The organism is Methylobacterium sp. 1030, assembly GCF_040544715.1.
GTDB lineage: Bacteria > Pseudomonadota > Alphaproteobacteria > Rhizobiales > Beijerinckiaceae > Methylobacterium.
Map to the genome: position 1 here is coordinate 20211 of NZ_JBEPKM010000018.1, position 19719 is coordinate 39929.

At 72.2% G+C, this 19719-nt stretch carries 17 protein-coding genes and 1 tRNA gene; 7 read left to right on the forward strand and 11 right to left on the reverse strand.

Translation table 11 applies throughout. The features are described from left to right. Window positions 1-40: 40 nt before the first annotated feature. Window positions 41-2359 (reverse strand): FdhF/YdeP family oxidoreductase, encoded by a 2319-nt coding sequence (locus tag ABIC30_RS23895; RefSeq protein ID WP_026604554.1) that lies wholly within the window; start codon window positions 2357-2359, stop codon window positions 41-43. Between the two features lie 156 nt (window positions 2360-2515). Between ABIC30_RS23895 and ABIC30_RS23900 the strand changes: the two genes are divergently transcribed. Then, window positions 2516-2689, forward strand: coding sequence for a metallothionein (locus ABIC30_RS23900; RefSeq protein ID WP_020090747.1), 174 nt, complete (start codon window positions 2516-2518; stop codon window positions 2687-2689). 152 nt (window positions 2690-2841) lie between these two features. Here ABIC30_RS23900 and ABIC30_RS23905 read toward each other — a convergent pair whose 3' ends face one another. Together ABIC30_RS23905 and ABIC30_RS23910 are read right to left on the reverse strand one after the other, a co-directional pair. Continuing rightward, complete coding sequence (locus ABIC30_RS23905; RefSeq protein WP_020090746.1) at window positions 2842-3129, reverse strand: MTH1187 family thiamine-binding protein; 288 nt, start codon at window positions 3127-3129, stop codon at window positions 2842-2844. Window positions 3130-3239: 110 nt separating this feature from the next. Continuing rightward, on the reverse strand, window positions 3240-4142 hold the full coding sequence (locus tag ABIC30_RS23910) for a LysR family transcriptional regulator (protein WP_020090745.1): 903 nt from the start codon (window positions 4140-4142) through the stop codon (window positions 3240-3242). 107 nt (window positions 4143-4249) lie between these two features. Between ABIC30_RS23910 and kdgD the strand changes: the two genes are divergently transcribed. From kdgD to gudD, 3 genes are all read left to right on the forward strand, one after another. Then, complete coding sequence (gene kdgD / locus ABIC30_RS23915) at window positions 4250-5164, forward strand: 5-dehydro-4-deoxyglucarate dehydratase (RefSeq protein WP_042673399.1); 915 nt, start codon at window positions 4250-4252, stop codon at window positions 5162-5164. Between the two features lie 97 nt (window positions 5165-5261). Continuing rightward, on the forward strand, window positions 5262-6617 hold the full coding sequence (locus tag ABIC30_RS23920) for an MFS transporter (RefSeq protein WP_020090743.1): 1356 nt from the start codon (window positions 5262-5264) through the stop codon (window positions 6615-6617). 94 nt (window positions 6618-6711) lie between these two features. Beyond that, on the forward strand, window positions 6712-8061 hold the full coding sequence (gene gudD, locus ABIC30_RS23925; protein WP_354456138.1) for a glucarate dehydratase: 1350 nt from the start codon (window positions 6712-6714) through the stop codon (window positions 8059-8061). A gap of 22 nt (window positions 8062-8083) precedes the next feature. On the opposite strand, the gene ABIC30_RS23930 is transcribed toward gudD, so the two are convergent. From ABIC30_RS23930 to ABIC30_RS23960, 7 genes are all read right to left on the reverse strand, one after another. Next, complete coding sequence (locus ABIC30_RS23930; RefSeq protein WP_354456139.1) at window positions 8084-9625, reverse strand: amidohydrolase family protein; 1542 nt, start codon at window positions 9623-9625, stop codon at window positions 8084-8086. Between the two features lie 26 nt (window positions 9626-9651). Then, window positions 9652-10458 (reverse strand): ABC transporter ATP-binding protein, encoded by an 807-nt coding sequence (locus ABIC30_RS23935; protein ID WP_012322055.1) that lies wholly within the window; start codon window positions 10456-10458, stop codon window positions 9652-9654. Then, window positions 10448-11374, reverse strand: coding sequence for an ABC transporter permease (locus ABIC30_RS23940; protein WP_012322056.1), 927 nt, complete (start codon window positions 11372-11374; stop codon window positions 10448-10450). Before ABIC30_RS23940 ends, ABIC30_RS23935 begins: the two co-directional genes overlap by 11 nt. A gap of 4 nt (window positions 11375-11378) precedes the next feature. Then, window positions 11379-12431, reverse strand: a complete 1053-nt coding sequence (locus ABIC30_RS23945) for an ABC transporter substrate-binding protein (protein ID WP_354456140.1) — start codon at window positions 12429-12431, stop codon at window positions 11379-11381. A gap of 536 nt (window positions 12432-12967) precedes the next feature. Further along, entirely contained in the window at window positions 12968-13861 is an 894-nt protein-coding gene (locus tag ABIC30_RS23950; protein WP_020090737.1) for an NAD(+)/NADH kinase, read from the reverse strand. 11 nt (window positions 13862-13872) lie between these two features. Next, a complete protein-coding gene (locus tag ABIC30_RS23955; protein WP_354456141.1) occupies window positions 13873-14859 on the reverse strand; it encodes an SPFH domain-containing protein in 987 nt (328 codons plus the stop codon). 73 nt (window positions 14860-14932) lie between these two features. After that, on the reverse strand, window positions 14933-15664 hold the full coding sequence (locus ABIC30_RS23960; protein ID WP_020090735.1) for an NUDIX hydrolase: 732 nt from the start codon (window positions 15662-15664) through the stop codon (window positions 14933-14935). A gap of 250 nt (window positions 15665-15914) precedes the next feature. Between ABIC30_RS23960 and ABIC30_RS23965 the strand changes: the two genes are divergently transcribed. The 3 genes from ABIC30_RS23965 (at window position 15915) to ABIC30_RS23975 (ending at window position 19536) form a co-directional block, all read left to right on the forward strand. Further along, complete coding sequence (locus ABIC30_RS23965; RefSeq protein ID WP_234081992.1) at window positions 15915-18104, forward strand: marine proteobacterial sortase target protein; 2190 nt, start codon at window positions 15915-15917, stop codon at window positions 18102-18104. Then, window positions 18101-18691: a class GN sortase gene (locus ABIC30_RS23970; RefSeq protein ID WP_020090733.1), complete on the forward strand. Its 591-nt coding sequence runs from the start codon at window positions 18101-18103 to the stop codon at window positions 18689-18691. Before ABIC30_RS23965 ends, ABIC30_RS23970 begins: the two co-directional genes overlap by 4 nt. A 92-nt stretch (window positions 18692-18783) precedes the next feature. Further along, window positions 18784-19536 (forward strand): helix-turn-helix domain-containing protein, encoded by a 753-nt coding sequence (locus ABIC30_RS23975; protein WP_020090732.1) that lies wholly within the window; start codon window positions 18784-18786, stop codon window positions 19534-19536. Window positions 19537-19580: 44 nt separating this feature from the next. On the opposite strand, the gene ABIC30_RS23980 is transcribed toward ABIC30_RS23975, so the two are convergent. After that, a tRNA-Gly gene (locus ABIC30_RS23980) sits at window positions 19581-19654 on the reverse strand. Window positions 19655-19719 lie beyond the last annotated feature (65 nt).

A 19719-nucleotide genomic window follows, 5' to 3' on the forward strand; every position in this document is an offset into this window, starting at 1 on the left:
TTCCTTGCCGGAAGGCGCGACCGGACGCCAGACGCTCCGCTCAGGGTGCGGCGGTCGCGGCCGTCACCCGCACGGTGATCGCCTTGGCGGCGGGAGTCTTGGACTGCTCGTCGTAGTGCCAGAGCGGCAGCAGGACGTTCAACTCCGGGTAGTATCCGGCGCAGTTGCCCTCGGGGATGTCGTAGGCGATCACCCGCAGCCCGCCGACGCGCCGCGTCACCTGGTCGTCCGCCTCGGTCGCCACGTCGACGCTGATCCCGTCCCTCAGCCCCAGCCGCGCGATGTCCCGGCGGTTCATGAACAGCACGTCCCGGGTGCCCTTCACCCCGCGGAAGCGGTCGTCGTAGCCGTAGACCGTGGTGTTGAACTGGTCGTTCGAGCGCAGCGTGATGAGGTCGAGCACCTCCGGACCCCGGTCGGGCAGGTCCGGATCGGCCTCCAGGCCCTCGGGGACCGCGAAATTCGCCCTGCCGGTGTCGGTCTCCCACTTGCGGTCGCGGGCGCCCAGCGGCTTCAGCAGGCCGCCCGGGTGGAACATGCGGCCGTTCAGGTCGTGGAACACGCTCGGATAGGTCGCCTCGATCGCGTCGCGCACACGGGCGTAGTCGGCGACCCAGGCATCCCAGTCGATGCGGGGATTGGGCGGCAGGGTCGCCTTGGCGATCTCCGCCACGATCCAGGGCTCGGAGCGCAGGTGCGGTCCGACCGGGTCGGCCACGCCCCGCGAGCCGTGGAACTGGGCGGTGGAGCTCTCCATCGATACGGCCTGCGGGCCGCTCGCCTGCCGGTCGATCTCGATCCGGCCGAGGCAGGGCAGGATGTAGGCGACGGCGCCGGTCACGAGGTGCGAGCGGTTGAGCTTGGTCGAGATCTGCACGGTGAGCCGCTGCCGCCGCCAGGCCGGTTCCATCCGGGCGGTGTCGGGCACGGCCCGCAGGAAGTTGCCGCCGAGCCCGATGAACGCCTTCACACGCCCGTCGAGAACGCCCTCGCAGGTCTCGACGGTGTTGAGGCCCTTCTCCCGCGGCGGCTCGAAGCCGTAGAGTTCCCGCAGCTTGTCCAGCGGCGCCAGCTCCGGCTTCTCGGTGATGCCGACGGTGCGCTGGCCCTGCACGTTCGAGTGGCCCCGCACCGGGCAGATCCCGGCTCCGGGCTTCCCGATATTGCCGCGCAGCAGCAGCAGGTTCACGAGCATCCGGACGGTCTCGGTGCCCTTGCGGTGCTGGGTCAGGCCCATCCCGTAGATGCCGATCACCGCCTTCGCGCGGGCGTAGACCTCGGCGGCGGCCTCCAGAGCAGTCCGGGTGAGGCCGGAACGCCGCTCCAGCGCGGCCCAGTCCTGACCGTCACAGAAGGCGACGAAGGTCTCGAAGCCGTGGGTGTGCTCGGCGATGAAGGCGTGGTCGAGCACCCGCGGCCGGCCGGCGGCCTCCGCGGCCCGGTCGAGGGCGATCAGCGCCTTGCACAGCCCGGTGAGCGCCGCGAGGTCGCCGCCGGCCTTCACCTGATGGTACTGCGTCGAGATCTTCGTGGACGAGCGGGTGAGCATCTCGACCGGCGATTGCGGGTCGGTGAAGCGCTCCAGCCCGCGCTCGCGCAGCGGGTTGAAGGTGATGATCTGCGCACCCCGGCGCCGCGCCTCCTGGAGCGGGTGCAGCATCCGCGGCGAGTTCGACCCGACGTTCTGGCCGAAGAAGAAGATCAGGTCGGTGGTCTCGAAATCCTCCAGCAGCACCGTGCCGACCGGCGCGCCGATCGACTGCGGCAGCGCCACCGAAGTCGGCTCGTGGCACATGTTGGAGGAGTCGGGCAGGTTGTTGTTGCCGTAGAGCCGCGCGAGCAGGGCCCACATGTAGCTCGTCTCCAGCGACGCCCGACCGGAGGCGTAGAACACCACCGACCGCGGGTCTTGCGCGCGCAGCTCCTTCAGCTCACGGCCGATCTCGGCCAGGGCCTCCGCCCAGGCGACGGGCCGGTAGCGGTCCGTCGCCGGATCGTAGCGCATCGGGTGGGTCAGGCGGCCCTGCTCCTCCAGGGCGTAGTCGCTCCAGCCGAGAAGCTCCGTCACCGTGTGCGCGGCGAAGAAGTCCGGCGTCGCGCGGCGGCGCGTCTGCTCCCAGGCCGTCGCCTTGGCGCCGTTCTCGCAATACTCGAACGCCAGCGGCTTGGCGGGCTTCGCCCAGGCGCAGGAGGTGCACATGTAGCCGTCCGGCTTGTTCTGCTTGAGCAGCATCGCCGAGCCGGTGACCGGCACGCCCTCGCGGGTCAGGATCTCGACGAGGGAGCGGGCCGAGCCCCAGCCGCCCGCAGGCCCGTCATAGGGCTCGATCCGGACGTCGTCGGTGTTCTGATCGGCCATGGCGCCCTCCACCCGGCGCAGCGAGCACCGGACCTGGGGAACGCGCGAGCGGGCGAATGGGATCACGGGCGCGTCACCGCGCCCGGAGAAGGGTTTCCTCGCCGCCGCCGCGGCTCTAACGTCGACATGCGGACTGTCCCGCCGGAGGAGGAAATCATGGCCAGCGTCGACGTCGAGATGGTGAAGTGCGCCTGCCAGGACTGCGTCTGCGTGATCCCGGTCGCCAAGGCCGTGTCGCGGGACGGCAAGGCCTATTGCTGCGACGACTGCGCGAACGGCCACAAGGATCACGCCGGCTGCGAGCACGCCGGCTGCGCCTGCCACGGCTAGGGCTTTTCCCGGTCGCGTCGCGACGGTCCGGAGGACGCGTCACCGGTCGAGCCAGCCGCGACGCGCCCCTCTCCCGCACAAGCGGGGACCTGCACCTCATTCGGCGCGGCTTCGGAGAACGACCCCGGGATGACGCGCCGCGGCGGTCGCGGTCAGGAGACCGCGGCGAGCTTGTCGGCCATCGACTGGTCCTTGTCGCGGCGCGTCGAGAAGATCAGCGTGAAGAAGGTCCGCTGGACGCCGAGCTCGGCGAGCCTCGCCTCGCACCGCTCCGCCAGCGCGCAGATCTCCGACAGCTCGCCCTCGATGTTCGTGCCGTTGGGATGCATCGTGGCGGTGAGCCCGCTCGACTCGATGATCCCCTTGAGCTCGCGGACGTAGGGCGAGACCGACGGGCCGACGCCCATCGGCACGATGCAGAGGTCGGCCGAAACTCTCATGGTGCCTGCCTGATCCGGGAGGGGCGGCCCCGGCCGGCTGCGCGACCGGAAGCGGGGCGAGCGCGCAGCCTATCGCCGGCCGCACCGACTTTCCAGGCCGGCGCCGGCGGTCACGCCTCGCCGGTCTCCAGCGCCGCCGCCCGCACCGAGGGCAGGCAGGGATTGGCGTTGTCGCTGCGCCACGCGAGCCACAGCTCCGGCCCGGTCGTGGCCGGCAGGGCGATGGGCCGGAGCCGGATGTCGGCCATGCTGTTGCCCCGGGCGCTGCCCGGCACCAGCGCGACGCCGATGCCGGCGCCGACGAGGGCCAGCATCGCGTGGACCTGGTTCACCCGCTGCACGATCCGCGGCTGCACGCCCCCCGCCTCGAACAGCCGGTCGAGCAGGTCGATGAAGTAGCGCCCGCCCCGGGGTGACCACGTCACGAAGGCCTCGCCGTCGAGGTCCCGCAGGGTCGGGGCGCGCGCCGCCGCGAGGCGGTGCCCGCGCGGGACCGCGAGCAGGAGCCGCTCGCGCGCCAGCGGCGCTGTGGCGATCGCGGATTTCGGATCCTGCAGGACCGGGGCCGGCCGCAGGATCGCGAGATCGGTGCGGTTCTCGCCCAGCGCCAGGATCTGCTCGTCCGAGACCATCTCCTCCAGCACGAGGTCGACCTCGGGCAGCGTCCGGCGGACATGGGCAACGACCTGCGGCAGCGTCCGGTAGGCCGAGGCGGCGGTGAAGCTGAGTCGCAGCACCCCGCTCTCGCCCAGGGCGGCGCGGCGCGTGATGCGCGCGGCGTTCTCGGCCGCCGCCAGCACCCGGTAGGCCTCGGCCAGGAAGGTGCGGCCCGCCGGGGTCAGGCGCACCGCCCGGGTGGTCCGCTCCAGCAGCGTCACGTCCAGCGTCTGCTCCAGCATCTGGATCTGCCGCGACAGGGGCGACTGGGTCAGGTGCAGCCGGGCCGCGGCCCGGCCGAAATGCATCTCCTCGGCGACGGCGACGAAGCTGCGGGCATGGCCGAGATCGAACATTGATGCAGGATCCGGGATAATCCAGCCAAAATCAACGTTGGACGCATTTAACGCCGGCGCCTAACCCCGGACGCGACACCGAACGGTGCGTTCCAGGGAGAGAATCGATGGCGAGCATGACCCCGGCCGAGATGGCGCGCGTGCTGGGCTCCGGCCTGCTGTCCTTCCCGGTCACGCATTTCCGCGACGATCTCAGCTTCGACGAGACCGCCTACCGGGACAATCTCGGGCGGCTGGCCGACTACAGGGTTTCGGGCCTGTTCGCCGCCGGCGGCACCGGCGAGTTCTTCTCGCTGACGCCCGTCGAGATCGACCGCGTCCTGCGCGCCGCCGTCGAGGAGACCCGCGGCCGGACCCCGGTCATCGCCCCCGCCGGCCAGGGTACCGCCCTGGCGGTCGAGATGGCCCGGGCCGCCGAGGCCGCCGGCGCGGACGGGATCCTGCTGCTGCCGCCCTACCTGGTCGGCTCCGAGCAGGCCGGTCTCGCCGCCCATATCGAGGCGGTCTGCCGCGCGACCTCGCTCGGCGTCATCGTCTACAACCGCGCCAACGCCCAGCTCAACGAGCAGACGCTCGCCGGCCTGTGCGAGCGCTGCCCGAACCTCGTCGGCTTCAAGGACGGCGTCGGCGACGTCGAGCTGATGACCCGGGTCTACGCCGCTCTGGGCGACCGCCTGACCTATGTGGGCGGCCTGCCCACCGCCGAGACCTTCGCGCTGCCGTACCTGGAGATGGGCGTCACCACCTACTCCTCGGCGATCTTCAACTTCCTGCCCGAATGGGCGCTGTCTTTCTACGACAGCGTCCGCCGCCGGGACCGCGACGCGGTCTACCGGGAGCTGCGCGACTTCGTCCTCCCCTACATCGCGATCCGCAACCGCAAGCGCGGCTACGCGGTCTCGATCGTCAAGGCGGGCATGAGCGCCGTCGGCCGCCACGCCGGCCCGGTCCGGCCGCCGCTGACCGAACTCGACGCGGCCGAGCGCGCCGAGCTGACGGCCTTGATCGGCGACCGCCGCTGAGCCCCGCCTCGACACCCAAGACAGACCCGCCGAGCCAACGGCGGCCACGACCCGCCTCCCGGATCAACCGGGCGGCGACGAGCCTGGGAGAACGTCCATGAGTGCCAGTTCGACCGGCGCGCCGAGCACCCTGCTCGCCGCCGCCGACGCGGGTCGCCGCACCCGCGTCCGCCTGCTGATCGTCGCGATGCTGTTCGCCGCGACCACCATCAACTACGCCGACCGCGCGACCATCTCGATCGCCGGCCCCGACATGGCCAAGGAACTCGGCCTCTCGCCGGTTCAGATGGGCTACGTCTTCTCGGCCTTCGCGTGGTCCTACGTCCTCGCCCAGATCCCGGGCGGCTGGCTCCTCGACCGCTACAGCGTCAAGTGGGTCTACGCCGCCGCCGTCGCCCTCTGGTCGGCCTTCACGCTGGTCCAGGGCGCCGTCGGCTTCTTCACCGGCCTGACCGCCGTGGTGCTGCTCTTCGCCCTGCGGCTCGCCGTCGGCCTCACCGAGGCGCCGGTCTTCCCCGCCAACGCCCGGATCGTCGCCGCGTGGTTCCCGACCCGCGAGCGCGGCATGGCCTCGGCGTTCTTCAACTCGGCGCAGTACTTCGCCACGGTGCTGTTCACGCCGCTGATGGCGTGGATCGTCCACAACTTCGGCTGGCACCACGTCTTCACCAGCATGGGCCTGCTCGGCATCGCCTTCGCGGTCCTCTGGCTGCGCGTGGTCGACAGCCCGAAGAACCACCCGTCGATGAACCAGGCGGAGCGGGACTACATCGAGGCCGGCGGCGCCCTGCTCGACATGGACGGCCAGAGCCGGAGCAAGCAGGGCGATGCCGGCCGGACGCTGCGCCAGCTGCTCGCCAACCGGATGCTGCTCGGCATCTATATCGGCCAGTACTGCATCACCGTGCTGACCTACTTCTTCCTGACGTGGTTCCCGGTCTACCTCGTCAAGGAGCGCGGCCTGTCGATCCTGCAGGCCGGTTTCGCGGCGGTGCTGCCGGCGCTCTGCGGCTTCATCGGCGGCATCCTCGGGGGCGTGATCTCCGACCTGCTCCTGCGCCGCGGCTTCTCGCTGACGGCGGCCCGCAAGATCCCGATCGTCGGCGGCATGCTGCTGTCGATGAGCATCATCGGCTGCAACTACGTCCAGGCGGACGCCCTCGTGGTCGGCCTGATGGCGCTCGCCTTCTTCGGCAAGGGCATCGGCGCGCTCGGCTGGGCGGTCGTCGCCGATACCTCCCCGCGGGAGAGCGGCGGCCTCTCGGGCGGCCTGTTCAACACCTTCGGCAACACCGCCGGCATCACCACGCCGATCGCGATCGGCTACATCGTCCAGAGCACGGGCTCGTTCAACGGCGCCCTGGTCTTCGTCGGCCTGAACGCCCTGGTCGCCTGCTTCTGCTACCTCGTGGTGGTCGGCGAGATCCGCCGCGTCGAGCTCAAGGCCCACTGACCCGCACGCCGGACCGGCCCCGGCCGGTCCGGCCCCGCATCGATCCCGCCTCGCGCCCGGCGCAGACCGGCCGGGGGCCCCCGAGGAGGACGCCATGCTGAATGACAGTCGCCACGCCGCCCGCCACACGCCGACCGTGACCGCCATGACGGTGGTGCCGGTGGCCGGCCACGACAGCATGCTGCTCAACCTCTCGGGCGCGCACGGCCCGTACTTCACCCGCAACCTCGTGATCCTGACCGACTCCACCGGCGCCACCGGCCTCGGCGAGGTCCCCGGCGGCGAGGGCATCCGCAAGACCCTGGAGGATGCCCGGGACCTCGTCGTCGGGCAGCCGCTCGGCGCCTGGAACGCGGTGCTCAACGCCATGCGCACGCGCTTCGCCGACCGCGACGTCGGCGGGCGCGGCCTGCAGACCTTCGACCTGCGCATCACCATCCACGCGGTCACGGCCGTCGAATCCGCCTTCCTCGACCTGCTCGGCCAGTACCTCGACGTGCCGGTCGCGGCGCTCCTGGGCGAGGGCCAGCAGCGCGACGCCGTCGAGATGCTGGGCTACCTGTTCTACGTCGGCGACCGCACCCGCACGGATCTCGGCTACCGGGCGCCGACGGCCCGCGACGGCTGGTTCCGCCTGCGCGACGAGGAGGCGCTGACCCCGGAGGCCGTCGCCCGGCTCGCCGAGGCCGCCTACGACCAGTACGGCTTCAGCGACTTCAAGCTGAAGGGCGGCGTCCTGCGTGGCGAGGACGAGATCGCCGCCGTCACCGCGATCCACGAGCGGTTCCCCAAGGCCCGCGTGACGCTCGACCCGAACGGCGCGTGGTCCCTCGACGAGGCGATCCGCCTCTGCAAGGGCCAGGGCCACGTCCTGACCTACGCGGAGGATCCCTGCGGCGCCGAGGGCGGGTTCTCGGGCCGCGAGATCATGGCCGAGTTCCGCCGCGCCACCGGCCTGCCCACCGCGACCAACATGATCGCCACCGACTGGCGGCAGATGAACCACGCGATCCAGCTCGGCGCCGTCGACATCCCGCTGGCGGACCCGCACTTCTGGACGCTCGCCGGCTCGGTCCGGGTGGCCCAGCTGTGCCGGGACCACGGCCTGACCTGGGGCTCGCACTCGAACAACCACTTCGACGTGTCGCTCGCGATGTTCACCCACGTGGCCGCGGCGGCGCCGGGCAACGTCACGGCGATCGACACCCACTGGATCTGGCAGGACGGCGAGCGCCTGACCAAGGAGCCTCTGGCGATCCGCGGCGGACTCGTGCGGGTGCCGGAGCGGCCGGGCCTCGGCATCGAGCTCGACATGGCGGCGGTGGAGGCGGCCCACGCCCTCTACCGCGACCACGGCCTCGGCGCCCGCGACGACGCGGCCGCCATGCAGTTCCTGATCCCCGGCTGGACCTTCGACAACAAGAAGCCCTGCCTGGTCCGCTGAGGCCCGACCCGGGCCCGCGCCGTCAGACGCGCGAGCTCGGGCGGTAGAACGGCTCGTGCCGCGACGGGTCGATGTAGTCGGCGTAGAAGCGCCGCGCGTGGGGGAGCAGCGCCTTCGAGAGCTGGCGCCGCTCGACCTCGTCGTCCGAGAGCGCCCGCGCCAGGTCGTCGTGGAGCGCCTTCAGGGCGGCGTCGCGGTCGACCCGCGTGAAGCGCCCGTCCGCGTAGAGCACCTCGCCCTCGCACAGCACCGCGGTGACGCCGCCGGTCTTGGCCCGCTGGATCACCGCGTCGAGGAGCGGCGTCTCCGGGTCGAGATACGGGTAGGCGATCTGGTCCCAGTCGATCAGGACGAGGTCGGCGCCCTTGCCGACCTCGATCGTGCCGAGGCCGTCGCCGTAGGGGGTGGTGCGGGCGCCGCCGACGGTCGCCATCCGCAGCACCTGCGCCATGCTCGGCACGTCGGCCTCGTCCATGCCGGGCACCCGGTGGGCGCGCAGCACGAGGCGCATCTCCTGGAGCATGTCGCGGTCGTCGTTGATGCCGGCCTCGTCGAGGCCGATCGCCGTGTTGATGCCCTTCGCCTCGAACCGGTTGAGCGCCGCCACGCCGGAGCGCAGCCGGAAGTTCGACGAGCAATTGTGGCAGATGCAGGTGCCGGTGGCCGCCACCCGGTCGATGTCGGATTCGTTGAGCCAGACGCCGTGGCCGAGCGTCAGGCGCGGACCGAGCATCCCGAACCGGTCGAGGTACTCGAGGGCGGTACCGCCGCCGCGCTTCTCCGCGTAGGCCTTCTGGTAGGCGGTCTCGACGAGATGCATGTGCATCGGCACGTCGTAGGATTCGGACAGGCCGGCCAGCCCCTCGAGGGCCGCGTCCGAGCACCAGTGCAGGTTGGCGGGTGCGAGCTGGATCTTGGCCCGCGCGGCTCCGGCCTGGCCGCTATGCAGGCTGCGGAACAGCGAGAAATTGTCCTCCAGGGACATCTGGAAGCGCTCGAACCAGCGCTTCATCGGGTCCTGCAGCGGCGCCGGCAGGCTCGCCACGAAGTCCATGTCGGCCTGGTAGACGAGACGGTTCTGGTCGCGGACCGCGAAGCAGTACGAGACGCGCATGCCGATGTCGCGATAGGCGCGCAGCACCTCGTTGGAGCGCGCCTCGACCTCCTCCAGGCTGCCCGGCATCCAGCCGTGGATGTGCTGGACCGTGGTGATCCCGGAGCCGACCATCTCGAAGGCCGAGTAGAGGGTGTCGAGGTAGAGGTTCAGGTTGCGCGCCACCATGCGGGTGACGAACCACAGCTCCAGGGGCATGTCGGGTGAGCCGAGCTGCACCGGCGTCAGGCCGACATGGTGGTGGCCGTTGACGAAGCCCGGCAGCAGGATCTCGCGGCCGGAGCCGATCACCGGGGCGTCGGGGTAGCGGGCGTGCAGGTCCGCGTAGGTGCCGACCGCCGCGATGACCCCGTCCTTCTGAAGGACCGCGCCGTCGGCGATCTCCTCCCAGCGATCGTGGTCGAGGGTACGGGTGATCATCCGCCGGCTGCGGATCAGCGATGTGGCCATGGTCGTGTCCGTGTTGGGGGAGGGGGTCAGACGAGCGCTTCCTGCTCGGCGAAGGCCCGGTCGACCTCGTCGCGCAGGAGCTCGGTGAGGTGACGCCGCAGCGCCTCGGCCTCGGGCGAGAACGGGTCGCGCGGGCGGGCGAGGTCGTTGCGGACGATCGTCTTGATCCGACCGGGGCGGGCGGTGAACACCACCACGCGGTCGGCGAGCGCCACCGCCTCGTCGATGTGGTGGGTCACGAACAGCACCGAGGCGCCGCTGTCGCGCCAGACGTCGAGCAGGAAGTCCTGCATCTTCTGGCGGGTCTGGACGTCGAGCGCCGCGAAGGGCTCGTCCATCAGCAGCACCTTCGGGCGCATGGCCAGCGCCCGCGCCACGGCCACCCGCTGGCGCATGCCGCCGGACAGCTCGTCCGGCCGCTTGTCGAAGGCCTCGGCCAGGCCGACGCGCTGGAGCGCCGCCCGGGCGACGCTCCGGCGCTCGGCCTCCGGCACGCCCTTCAGCGACAGGCCGAAGCTGACGTTCTGCCAGACGCTGAGCCAGGGCAGCAGCGAGGTCTCTTGGAAGATCAGGCTGCGCTCCGGCGACGGGCCGGTGACCGGTTCGCCGAAGGCCAGGAGCTCGCCCCCGGAGGCGGGTTCGAGCCCGGCGATCAGGTAGAGCAGCGTGCTCTTCCCGCAGCCCGAGGGTCCGAGGAACACCACGAACTCGCCGGGCCGCACGGTGAGGTCGATGTCGCGCAGGGCCTCGTGGGCGCGGGCGGTGCCGGCCGCCCAGACCTTGGCGACGCCGCGGCAGGAGACGGCGTCCTGGGATGCAGGATCAGAGGCCAAGGGAGGACCCCGCGTCGCGCGGCAGCCAGTACAGCAGCCGCCGCTGGACCAGCCGGAACAGCAGGTCGAAGGCGAAGCCGAGCAGGCCGATCAGCGTGATGGTGAAGAAGACGAGCGACGGGTTGAACGTGTTGCGCGCCAGCATGATCACCTGGCCGAGCCCGTAGCCGACGCCCGTCGCCTCGGCGACGAGCACCACCATCCAGGCGCCGAACAGGTTGAGGCGCAGCACCGCGAGCAGGCCCGGCAGGATCGCCGGCACGATCACCCGGGCGTAGATCTGGCGCTTCGTCGCCCCCATGGTCCGGGCGACGTTGATGTAGTTCCGGTTGACCCCGTCGATCTGCTGGATGGTCGAGAGCACCATCGTGAAGAACAGGGCGATGAACACCATGAAGATCGCCGGGGCGTTGCCGATCCCGAACATGAAGATCGCCACCGGCAGCCACGCGATCGGCGAGACCGGCGCCAGGAGCGTGATGGTCGGCAGGGTCAGACGCTCGAACAGCTTGAAGTAGCGGATCCCGACGCCGACCAGGATCGACAGGGAGGCCGCCAGGGCGAGGCCCGCCAGCACGCGGCCGGTAGAGGCGAGCACCGTGATCAGCACCGCCATGGCGGGGCTCGGGCCGGTATTCATCCCGGTGCCGATCTGCCAGCGCTGCGCGGTGTTGAAGAAGCGCGCCTGCTCGGCGAGGTTGCCGAGGAAGATGTGCGGCGGCGGCAGGAGCTTGGCGTCGGCGATGCCGAGCGCCCAGAGCAGCTCCCAGAGACCGGCGAAGCAGCCGACCGAGACCAGCATCCAGCCGGTCCGCTGCAGGAGCGGGACGAGCCCGTCGGGCAGCGCGAGGCGCTGACCGAACGGGAGGCGCGGCCGGACGTGCGGGACGGCGGCGCGGGCGAGATCGACGGCCATCCGCTCAGGCCGACTTCAGCTTGAGCTTGCCGTAGAGGTCCGGGTTCTCGGCGATGACCTGCTCCAGCAGGGTCCAGTCGATCGCGTCGCGGCCGGGCTTCTTCTTGATGTAGCCCATCTCGGCCACGGAATCGGTCCGGTCGAGGATGAACTGCGTCTGATTGCGGGCGTCCACCACCGACGGCTGCCGGCCCATGGCGAGCTGGGCGTTGCTCATCGAGGTCTTGTAGTAGGAGCCGACGAGCTTGTTCAGGGCGGCCTGGGGGTCGCCCTCGGCCATGGCCTGGGCCTTCATCATGCCCTTGATCAGGGCCTTCACGGCGGCCGGGTTCTTGGCGATCAGCTCGTTGCGGACCGCCAGCACGCAGTCGGTGTAGCCCTTGCCGTAGATGTCGGTGCCGTCGGAGAGCTTCACCGCGCCCTTCACGTCGGTGAGCAGCGCGGTGCCGTAGGGCTCGATCGTCGAGATGATGTCCAGCGCCCCGGCGCGGAACGCCTCCACGGCCTCCGGGGTCGAGCCCATGTAGCGGACCGTGATGTCCTTGAAGGCGACGCCGTTCTTCTTCAGCCAGTCGTAGGGCAGGACCTCCAGCGTATCGAGCTGGAAGGTGCCGAGCGTCTTGCCCTTGAGCTTCTCGGGGCTGTCGAGGCCCGGCTGGGCCACGAGCACGCAGCCCTCGATGCCGCCGCCCGCCACGATCTTCACCGGGGCGCCGGCGTCGTAGAGCGCCATGAAGCTCGTGTAGGGCATCACGCCGGCATCGACCTGGCCCATCCCGAGGAAGGTGACCTGATCCGAGAAGGTCGGCGTGTTGACGAAGTCGATGGTGAGCCCGTCATCCTTGGCGAGCTGCATCGCCTCGGCCAGGAAGAAGTTCAGGTTGCAGAAGCCGGTGCCGTGGGTCGCCCGGATGCCGGTGGCCGCCGCGGCCGGGCTCGTCAGTCCCGGGCCCACCGCCAGGGTCAGCGCGGCGGCGGTCCCGCCGAGGAAGCGCCTGCGGCTGGGCTTGAACCGCGTGAGATCCGGGACGCGATAATCGCCGTGACGGTCGCACATATCGACTCTCCTCAGAGGGCGGATCGCGCGATCCGCCGGACGGCGCGTGCCGGTGCTGAATCGGAGGGATCGGAGCTCGGGACAGGCTCAAGGCAGTCGCGGAGATCCGGTCGCCCGGCACCTCACCACATCGACGGCACGCCAACCTCTAGCCGCCGCCGGGGCGACGCTGCGCTGGTGAATACGAACCAAGAAGCGTGCCAGACGCGGGAATCTGCGGTGTTGGCGGCGCACCTCGCCCGTCGGCGCTGTCGAGGAACGGCACCGCCGTCATTGCGAGCGGAGCGAAGCAATCCAGCCGCGCCACGCCTCCCGACATGGCGCTGCCCTGGGTCACTTCGCTCCGCTCGTGATGACGGAGGTGTCGCATCGACCGGTTCGACGCCCGCGAAAGCGGCTGTCTGCCGCCGGCGTGTTCAGCCGGGCTCTTCGGTCAATGCCGGTCCCGCGCGGGCGAAGAACGCGCGGAGCGGGCCCTCGGGCAGCATCCCGAGCCTCGCGCACAGGCGGTCGTCGGGCGCCCGGTCGGCGCCGCGCTACGCGGCCACGAGGTTGAAGGTGCGGTCGGACGGCGCGAGGCTCACCCGCCGCCCCCAGTCGAAGGCGACGAAATCCTGCTCGATCCCGTCCGAGAACACCACGCCGCCCTCGTTCATCCGCGACACCACGGTGAGGGGCGATCCGGCGAACTTGCCGCCGCGGAGGTCGGTGCCGGTGGCGACGCTCGGGAACGGCTCGCGCACCCAGTAGCCGAAGGCCGCCTCCTCGATGCCCACCTCCACGGTGAGGTGCGTCGCCTCGCTGATCGAGCGCGCCCAGCCGGTCAGGCCGGTGCCCGAGGCCACGATCAGCCCGCTCGACGAGTGGTCCTCCGCCCGCGCCCCGTCGTCGATGCGGTAGCGCGCCGATTGGTGGCTGCGGTGGCCGACGAAGATCTCGTTCAGGGCGAGCAGCCGCTCGCCACCGTCGAAGGTCGCCTGCACCATGGTGCGCCGCTGAAGGGGCACGGCGCCGGCCGCGCTGGCGGGCAGGAGCGCGCGCAGGGCCTCGACCCGCGCCCGGGCCAGCACGCCGTCGTAGAGGTCGGGCGCCGGGTTGACGCCGACCACCGGCTGCCCGTCGAGGTACTTGGCGACGTTGGCCACGAGCCCGTCCTGCCCCACCGCCACGACGACGTCCTCGGGGGCGAAGAGGAAGCGGTCGAGGTCGGGGCGCCGCACCAGGGCCTGCCGCCAGTCCAGCGGCACGGCGGACCGGGCCTCGGCGAGCACGGCCTGGAATTGCGCGTGGCGCGCCTCGACCTCGGCGAGCGTCTGGCCTCGGCTCTCCAGGAAGAACCGGACCTGGCCGCGAGTCGCGTGCCGGGCGATGAGCAGCTCGTAATCCGTGTCGCGGATGACGAAGACCACGCGGGGGGTGACGGCCGGCACGGCAGACCTCCTCAGCGCGGCGCGAGCCGCGGGGACAGCGCGCCCCGGAACTCGCCGAGGACGGCCGCCAGCAGGTCGGGCGTGACGTTGACGTGCTCGATCGTCTCCAGCTTGCCGGCGAGTTCCCGGGCCGCCAGCCCGAGCAGGACGGCGGGCGGCATGTCCCGGTAGACGGCGGCGCGGCGCTGCTCCGCGTCGGCCCGGGCGCCCTCGACGAGGCGGATCCGCTCGGCCTCCGCGGCCGCCTCCAGGCCCCGCGCCTCCGCGACGCCGGCGGCGCGGTCGCGGGCGTTCTCGGCCTCCTGCGCGATCAGCACGGTCTCGCGCCGGGCCAGCTCGGTCTTCGTGGCGAGCTCGTTCTCCGCGATGGCGCGCTCCTTCTCGACCGCCAGGGCGCGCCGCGCGAAGGTCGCCTCGTCGGCCTTCTGCTGCAGGGCCTCGAAGGTCGGGGTCTGGAGGGCGCGCTCCAGCTCGCTCGTCGGCGCGAGGTTGGTGAGCCGCACAGACACCGCCGCCACGCCGATCTCGGCCAGCGCCGGGGCGTCGGACAGCACCCGTTCCAGCACGGCGCGCAGCGGCTCCGGCCCGGCGTCGAGCAGGGCGCCGATCGGGCTCGCCCCGAGATACTGGAGCGCCGCCTGGCTCGCGATGCCGCCGAGGCGCGCCTCGATCCGCTCGATCGGCTCACCCTGCAGGCGCCCGGTGCGGAGGTCGATCGAGAAGTCGACCCGGCTCGCCAGCAGCTCCGGATCGACGACGCGCCAGCCGATCGTCCCCTGGACCACGACGGTCTGGAAGTCCCGGCTGCGGCCGCGGACGAAGAGCGTCATCTCGCGGTCGTCCACCGGCACCTCGCTGATGCTGGCGGTCTCGGGCCGGAACCAGAAGACCAGACCCCGCCCGCTCTGCCGGACACGACCGTTGCGGAAGCGGATGATGTGGCTGCTCGCCTCGCTCCGAAGCTGGGCGATGACACCGATGTTGCGGACCGTGGCCATGATGGGCTCCTCGAAGCGCTCTCCGCCGAAGTGGATACCGGTTCGGCTCAAGAGAGCGCGTTGAAACAAAGGCTTAGAACTGGCCTGACCTGTCGAAGCGGAAGAGTTCGGCGGGGCGGAACGCCGTCCCGGCCTCGCGGGCGCCTGTCGGCGCGATCCAGCCCCGGTCGCGCATGCGGCGCCGGAAGGCGGATTTGTTGAGGGGCACGCCGCGGATCGCCGCGTGCACGTCCTGAAGCTGCCGGAGGGTGAAGTGCTCCGGGAGCAGCGCGAAGCCGACATCCGTGTAGTCGAGCTTGCCGCGCAGCCGCTTCACGGCGAGCGCGAGGATGTCGGCGTGGTCGAAGGCGAGGGCGAGGGGCGCGCCGTCCTCCGCCTCGGCCGAGACCGGGCCGCCGGACTCGCCCGCCCAGGGCACGACCAGCACCGCCGCCGCGAGCCCGGCACCGCCCGCCAGGGCCTCGACGAAGGCCGCCTCCGGCAGCAGCGCGAGGTAGGCCACCGAGACGATCCGCATCCGCGGATCCCGATCAACGGCGCCGAAGGTGTAGAGCTGCTCGAGCCGCGCCCGCCCGATGCCGGCCTTGTCGCGCAGGACGCGCTCCGCGGCGGCGTCGAGGGTCTCGGCGATGCCCACGAACCCGCCCGGCAGGGCCCAGAGGCCCGCCTGCGGCTGCTGGCTCCGCCGCAGCAGGAGGGCGGCGAGCCGGCCCGCCCGGATCCCCAGCAGGACGAGATCGACCGCCAGGGCGGGCCGCTCGTAGGCCGCAGGATCGTAGCCTGCCAGGAACTCGGACTCGGTCATCGGTCTTTTCTGCTCAAGTTGAGCATAACTAAGACGCAGATTGCGCATATGTCAAGCCGAGAGCGGATTCGCCGGGAAGCGCCGCGGAACGCACAGCTCCGCACCGGCTCCGCACAGATCCGCCCGGGCACGGCCGGCCGGTGCGGTCTGAGCCTGGAAAAGGGCGAAGCTTCTCGTGGCGACCGAGGGGCTGGCGCGGGAGCTTCAGCGGCGAGCCGGCATCGATCCGCCGGTGCAGGAGGTTTCCCCGATGCCGTTCTTCGCTCCACGATCCGCGGTCGAGCCCCCCCGCAACGCCGCGCTGTCACCGCTCTTCCTCGCGCTGCTGGCGCTGCTCATCATGCTCGCCTCGGCCCACGCGGCGCCGGGCCGAGACCGGGGTGGCCTCACCCTGCGCGGGCCGGCCGGCACCGCGCCGGTCGAGGCCGTCCAACTGGCGACCGACATCAGCGTCGACGTCAGCGGCCCGACCGCCCGGGCCACCGTCACCCAGGCCTTCCGCAACGTCACGGCGGACTGGGTCGAGGGCACCTACCTGTACCCCCTGCCGGAGGACGCGGCCGTCGACGGGATGAAGCTCGTCGTCGGCTCCCGCGTGATCATCGCCGACATCCGCGAGCGGGCGGCGGCCAAGCGCGCCTACGAGGCCGCGAAGGCGGCCGGGCAGTCGGCGGCGCTGACCGCGCAGGAGCGGCCCAACGTCTTCACCAACGCGGTCGCCAATATCGGCCCCGGCGAGACGGTGGTGGTCCAGATCACCTATCAGCAGACGATCCCCGTCTCGGGCGAGACGCGGACGCTGCGCCTGCCCCTGGTGGTCGCGCCCCGCTACAATCCCGCCCCCGCCCCGGTGGACGCGGTCTCCCTCGACGGCGTGGCCGGAGCGGCCCGCGACCCGGTTCCGGATCGCGCCCGGATCAGCCCGCCGGTGCTCGACCCGGCCCTGTCGTCGCCGACCAACCCGGTCGCCGTCACCGTGCGGCTGAAGGCGGGCTTCCCCGTCGGTGACGTCCGCAGCGCGACCCACGCGATCCGCGTGACCGAGACCGGCCCGGAGGCGCGGACCGTCACGCTCGCCGACGGCGTCGTCCCGGCCGACCGCGACCTCGAGCTGACCTGGGCGCCGGTCCCGAGCCGGGTGCCCGGCCTCGGCCTGTTCCGCGAGACCGTGGCGGGCCGGACCTACCTGCTGGCCGCCGTGAGCCCGCCGGCGATCGAGACCGACACGGCCGCCCGGCCGGCGCGCGACGTCACCTTCGTCATCGACAATTCCGGCTCGATGTCGGGCGCCTCGATGCGGCAGGCCAAGGCCGGGCTGCTCGCCGGTCTCGCCCGCCTGACCCCGTCGGACCGCTTCAACGTCATCCGCTTCGACGACACCTGGGACGCGCTTCATCCCGCGCCCGTCCCGGCGACGCCGGAGGCCCTGGCGCAGGCCCAGGCCTTCGTCGCCGCTCTGGAAGCCCGCGGCGGCACCGAGATGCTGGCGCCGCTCAAGGCGGCCCTCGCCGACCCGCACCCCGAGGACGGGCGCGTCCGGCAGGTCGTGTTCCTCACCGACGGCGCCGTCGGCGACGAGGAGCGGATCTTCGCGGCGATCCACGCCAATCTCGGGCGCACGCGCCTGTTCATGGTCGGCATCGGCTCGGCGCCCAACGGCCACCTGATGCGCCACGCCGCCGAGATCGGACGCGGCAGCTTCACCGAGATCCGCGACCTCGCGCAGGTCGGCGAGCGGACCCGCGCGCTCTACGAGAAGCTGGAATCCCCCGCCGTCACCGACCTGACCGCGACCTTCTCGGTCTCGGGCGTCGAGGTCACGCCGGGCGCGCTGCCCGACCTGTATCGCGGCGAGCCGCTGGTCTTCGCCGCGCTTCTGCCGGGAGCGGCCGAGGAAACGGCCCGCGGGACCGTGACCGTCACGGGCCGGGTGGGCGGCCGGACATGGACCCGGACGCTCCCCCTCGCCGAGGCGGGTGCGGGCGCCGGCATCTCCAAGGTCTGGGCGCGCTCCCGGATCGGCGAGACCGAGACGGCGCGCATCACGGGGCGCCTCGGCGCGGACGCGGCCGACGCCGCGATCCTGGCGCTGGCCCTGGAGCACGGCCTGACGACGCGGCTGACCAGCCTCGTGGCCGTCGACGCCACGCCGCGCCGCGCGCCCGGCACGCCCCTCGTCGCCGCCGACCTGCCGCTGAACCTGCCGGCGGGCTGGGACTTCGCCAAGGTGTTCGGCACGGACCGGCCGGGCGCCACGCCCGCCGACGACGGGGCAGCGCGGATCGTGCCGATCCGGGCCGAGGGCGCGGCGGTCGACCTGCCGCGGACCGGGGCCGGCATCGTGGCGCAGCTCGGCCTGGGCCTGCTCCTCGCCCTGCTGGGTCTCCTGCTCGGCACCGGCCTGACGATCGGCGGCCGGCGGACCGGGGACGCGCGATGAGCCGGCGCACGGTGACCGGACTGGGGAGGGCCCTCGCGGCCCTCCTCACCCTCGCGGGGCTCGGGCTCGCGGCGCAGGCCGCCTGGATCCCCGCCAAGGCCGTCCTGGCCCAGCTGCTGCTGGAGCGCGCCTTCGCCCGCACCCTGGCCGAGGGTCGGCCCGCCCGGCCCTGGCCCTGGGCCGACACCGAGCCGGTCGCCCGGCTCACCGTCGCGGGCCGCAGCTTCGTGGTGCTGCGGGGCGGGAGCGGCCAGGCCCTGGCCTTCGGCCCCGGCCACCTGGACGGCACCCCGGAGGCCGGCGCGCCCGGCACCGCGGTCATCGCCGCCCACCGCGACACGCAGTTCGCGGTGCTGGGACAGCTCGGGCCCGGCGATCCCGTCACGGTGACCGGCCGCGACGGCCGGATTCTGCGCTTCCGCGTCACCGGCACGCGGGTGGCCCGCTGGGACGCCTCGGGCATCGACCCGGAGGCCCCGGGGCGGCATCTCGACCTCGTCACCTGCTGGCCCCTGGAGGCGCTGCAGGCCGGTCCGCTCAGGCTTATCGTCGAGACCGAGCTGGCCCCGGAGCCGGAGCGTTCCTGACGGCTCGGCGTGGACGGTCAGCTTGGCCGCGCTTGCGCGAATGTGCGGTTTCGTGCGGATCTGTGCGGGTCAAGCCCGTGCGAGCCGTGCCTGTGAGCGAGATTGAACTGTCCGAGGCGCAGAGCCGCGCCATTGCCCAGACCGTGCGCGAGGCGCTGGCCCGCCGGCGCATCTCGCGGCAGACGCTGGCCGAGGAGGCCCGGATCAGCATCTCGACCCTGGAGAAGGCGCTCGCCGGCCGCAGGCCCTTCACCCTGGCGACGACGATCCGGCTGGAGGAAGCCTTGGGCCAGTCCCTGCGCCAGGAGACGGCGCGCCCGGCCCCGGAGGCGGCCCGTCACGCGCCCGACGAGCTCGGCTCCTACTCGCGGGAGAGCGTCGCCTGGATCGAGGGGCGCTACCTCACCCTGCGGCCCTCGTTCGGGTCGGCGGACGCGATCTTCGCCTACCGCACCGAGATCGCCTGGGACGCGGACGCGGCCCGCCTCGTGTTCCGCGAGGCCGAGCGGCTCGACGCGCCCTTCGCGCAGTCCGGCAGCGTCGCCGTGCCGAGCCAGTCGGGCATGATCTACCTCGTGACCAACTGGCACGGACAGCACCGCCTCGCGGTGCTGTGCCGCCCCAACATCCAGGGCGAGATGTACGGGGTCCTGACGACGCTCCACGCCGGGCGCGGCACGCAGCTGACCCCGGCCGCGGCGCCCCTGGCGCTGTTGCCCGAGCAGGCGGGCGCGCACGGATACGGGCGGATCGGGCCGGAGGAGCCGGGCTACGGTCCGTACCGGGCCTATCTCGCCCGGGTGAACGACGACGGCTACGCCACCTTCTTCACGGGCGTCGCCTGACGGGATCTGACGGATGAGCCCGAAGGCGCGGCGCGCGGCGGGCTTGGAGCGGGTACCGGGAATCGAACCCGGGTATTCAGCTTGGAAGGCTGCTGCTCTACCATTGAGCTACACCCGCGCGGGCGGATCGTTAGCACGCCGGGTCGGCCGTGAGAAGGTGGGTCGGGATCGCCGCCGCGCGGG

Coding starts and splice junctions, on each gene's coding strand:
- ABIC30_RS23895 (WP_026604554.1), bottom strand. CDS start 2,359: ATGGCCGATCAGAACACCGACGACGTCCGGATCGAGCCCTATGACGGG.
- ABIC30_RS23900 (WP_020090747.1), top strand. CDS start 2,516: ATGGCCAGCGTCGACGTCGAGATGGTGAAGTGCGCCTGCCAGGACTGC.
- ABIC30_RS23905 (WP_020090746.1), bottom strand. CDS start 3,129: ATGAGAGTTTCGGCCGACCTCTGCATCGTGCCGATGGGCGTCGGCCCG.
- ABIC30_RS23910 (WP_020090745.1), bottom strand. CDS start 4,142: ATGTTCGATCTCGGCCATGCCCGCAGCTTCGTCGCCGTCGCCGAGGAG.
- kdgD (WP_042673399.1), top strand. CDS start 4,250: ATGGCGAGCATGACCCCGGCCGAGATGGCGCGCGTGCTGGGCTCCGGC.
- ABIC30_RS23920 (WP_020090743.1), top strand. CDS start 5,262: ATGAGTGCCAGTTCGACCGGCGCGCCGAGCACCCTGCTCGCCGCCGCC.
- gudD (WP_354456138.1), top strand. CDS start 6,712: ATGCTGAATGACAGTCGCCACGCCGCCCGCCACACGCCGACCGTGACC.
- ABIC30_RS23930 (WP_354456139.1), bottom strand. CDS start 9,625: ATGGCCACATCGCTGATCCGCAGCCGGCGGATGATCACCCGTACCCTC.
- ABIC30_RS23940 (WP_012322056.1), bottom strand. CDS start 11,374: ATGGCCGTCGATCTCGCCCGCGCCGCCGTCCCGCACGTCCGGCCGCGC.
- ABIC30_RS23945 (WP_354456140.1), bottom strand. CDS start 12,431: ATGTGCGACCGTCACGGCGATTATCGCGTCCCGGATCTCACGCGGTTC.
- ABIC30_RS23955 (WP_354456141.1), bottom strand. CDS start 14,859: ATGGCCACGGTCCGCAACATCGGTGTCATCGCCCAGCTTCGGAGCGAG.
- ABIC30_RS23960 (WP_020090735.1), bottom strand. CDS start 15,664: ATGACCGAGTCCGAGTTCCTGGCAGGCTACGATCCTGCGGCCTACGAG.
- ABIC30_RS23965 (WP_234081992.1), top strand. CDS start 15,915: ATGCCGTTCTTCGCTCCACGATCCGCGGTCGAGCCCCCCCGCAACGCC.
- ABIC30_RS23970 (WP_020090733.1), top strand. CDS start 18,101: ATGAGCCGGCGCACGGTGACCGGACTGGGGAGGGCCCTCGCGGCCCTC.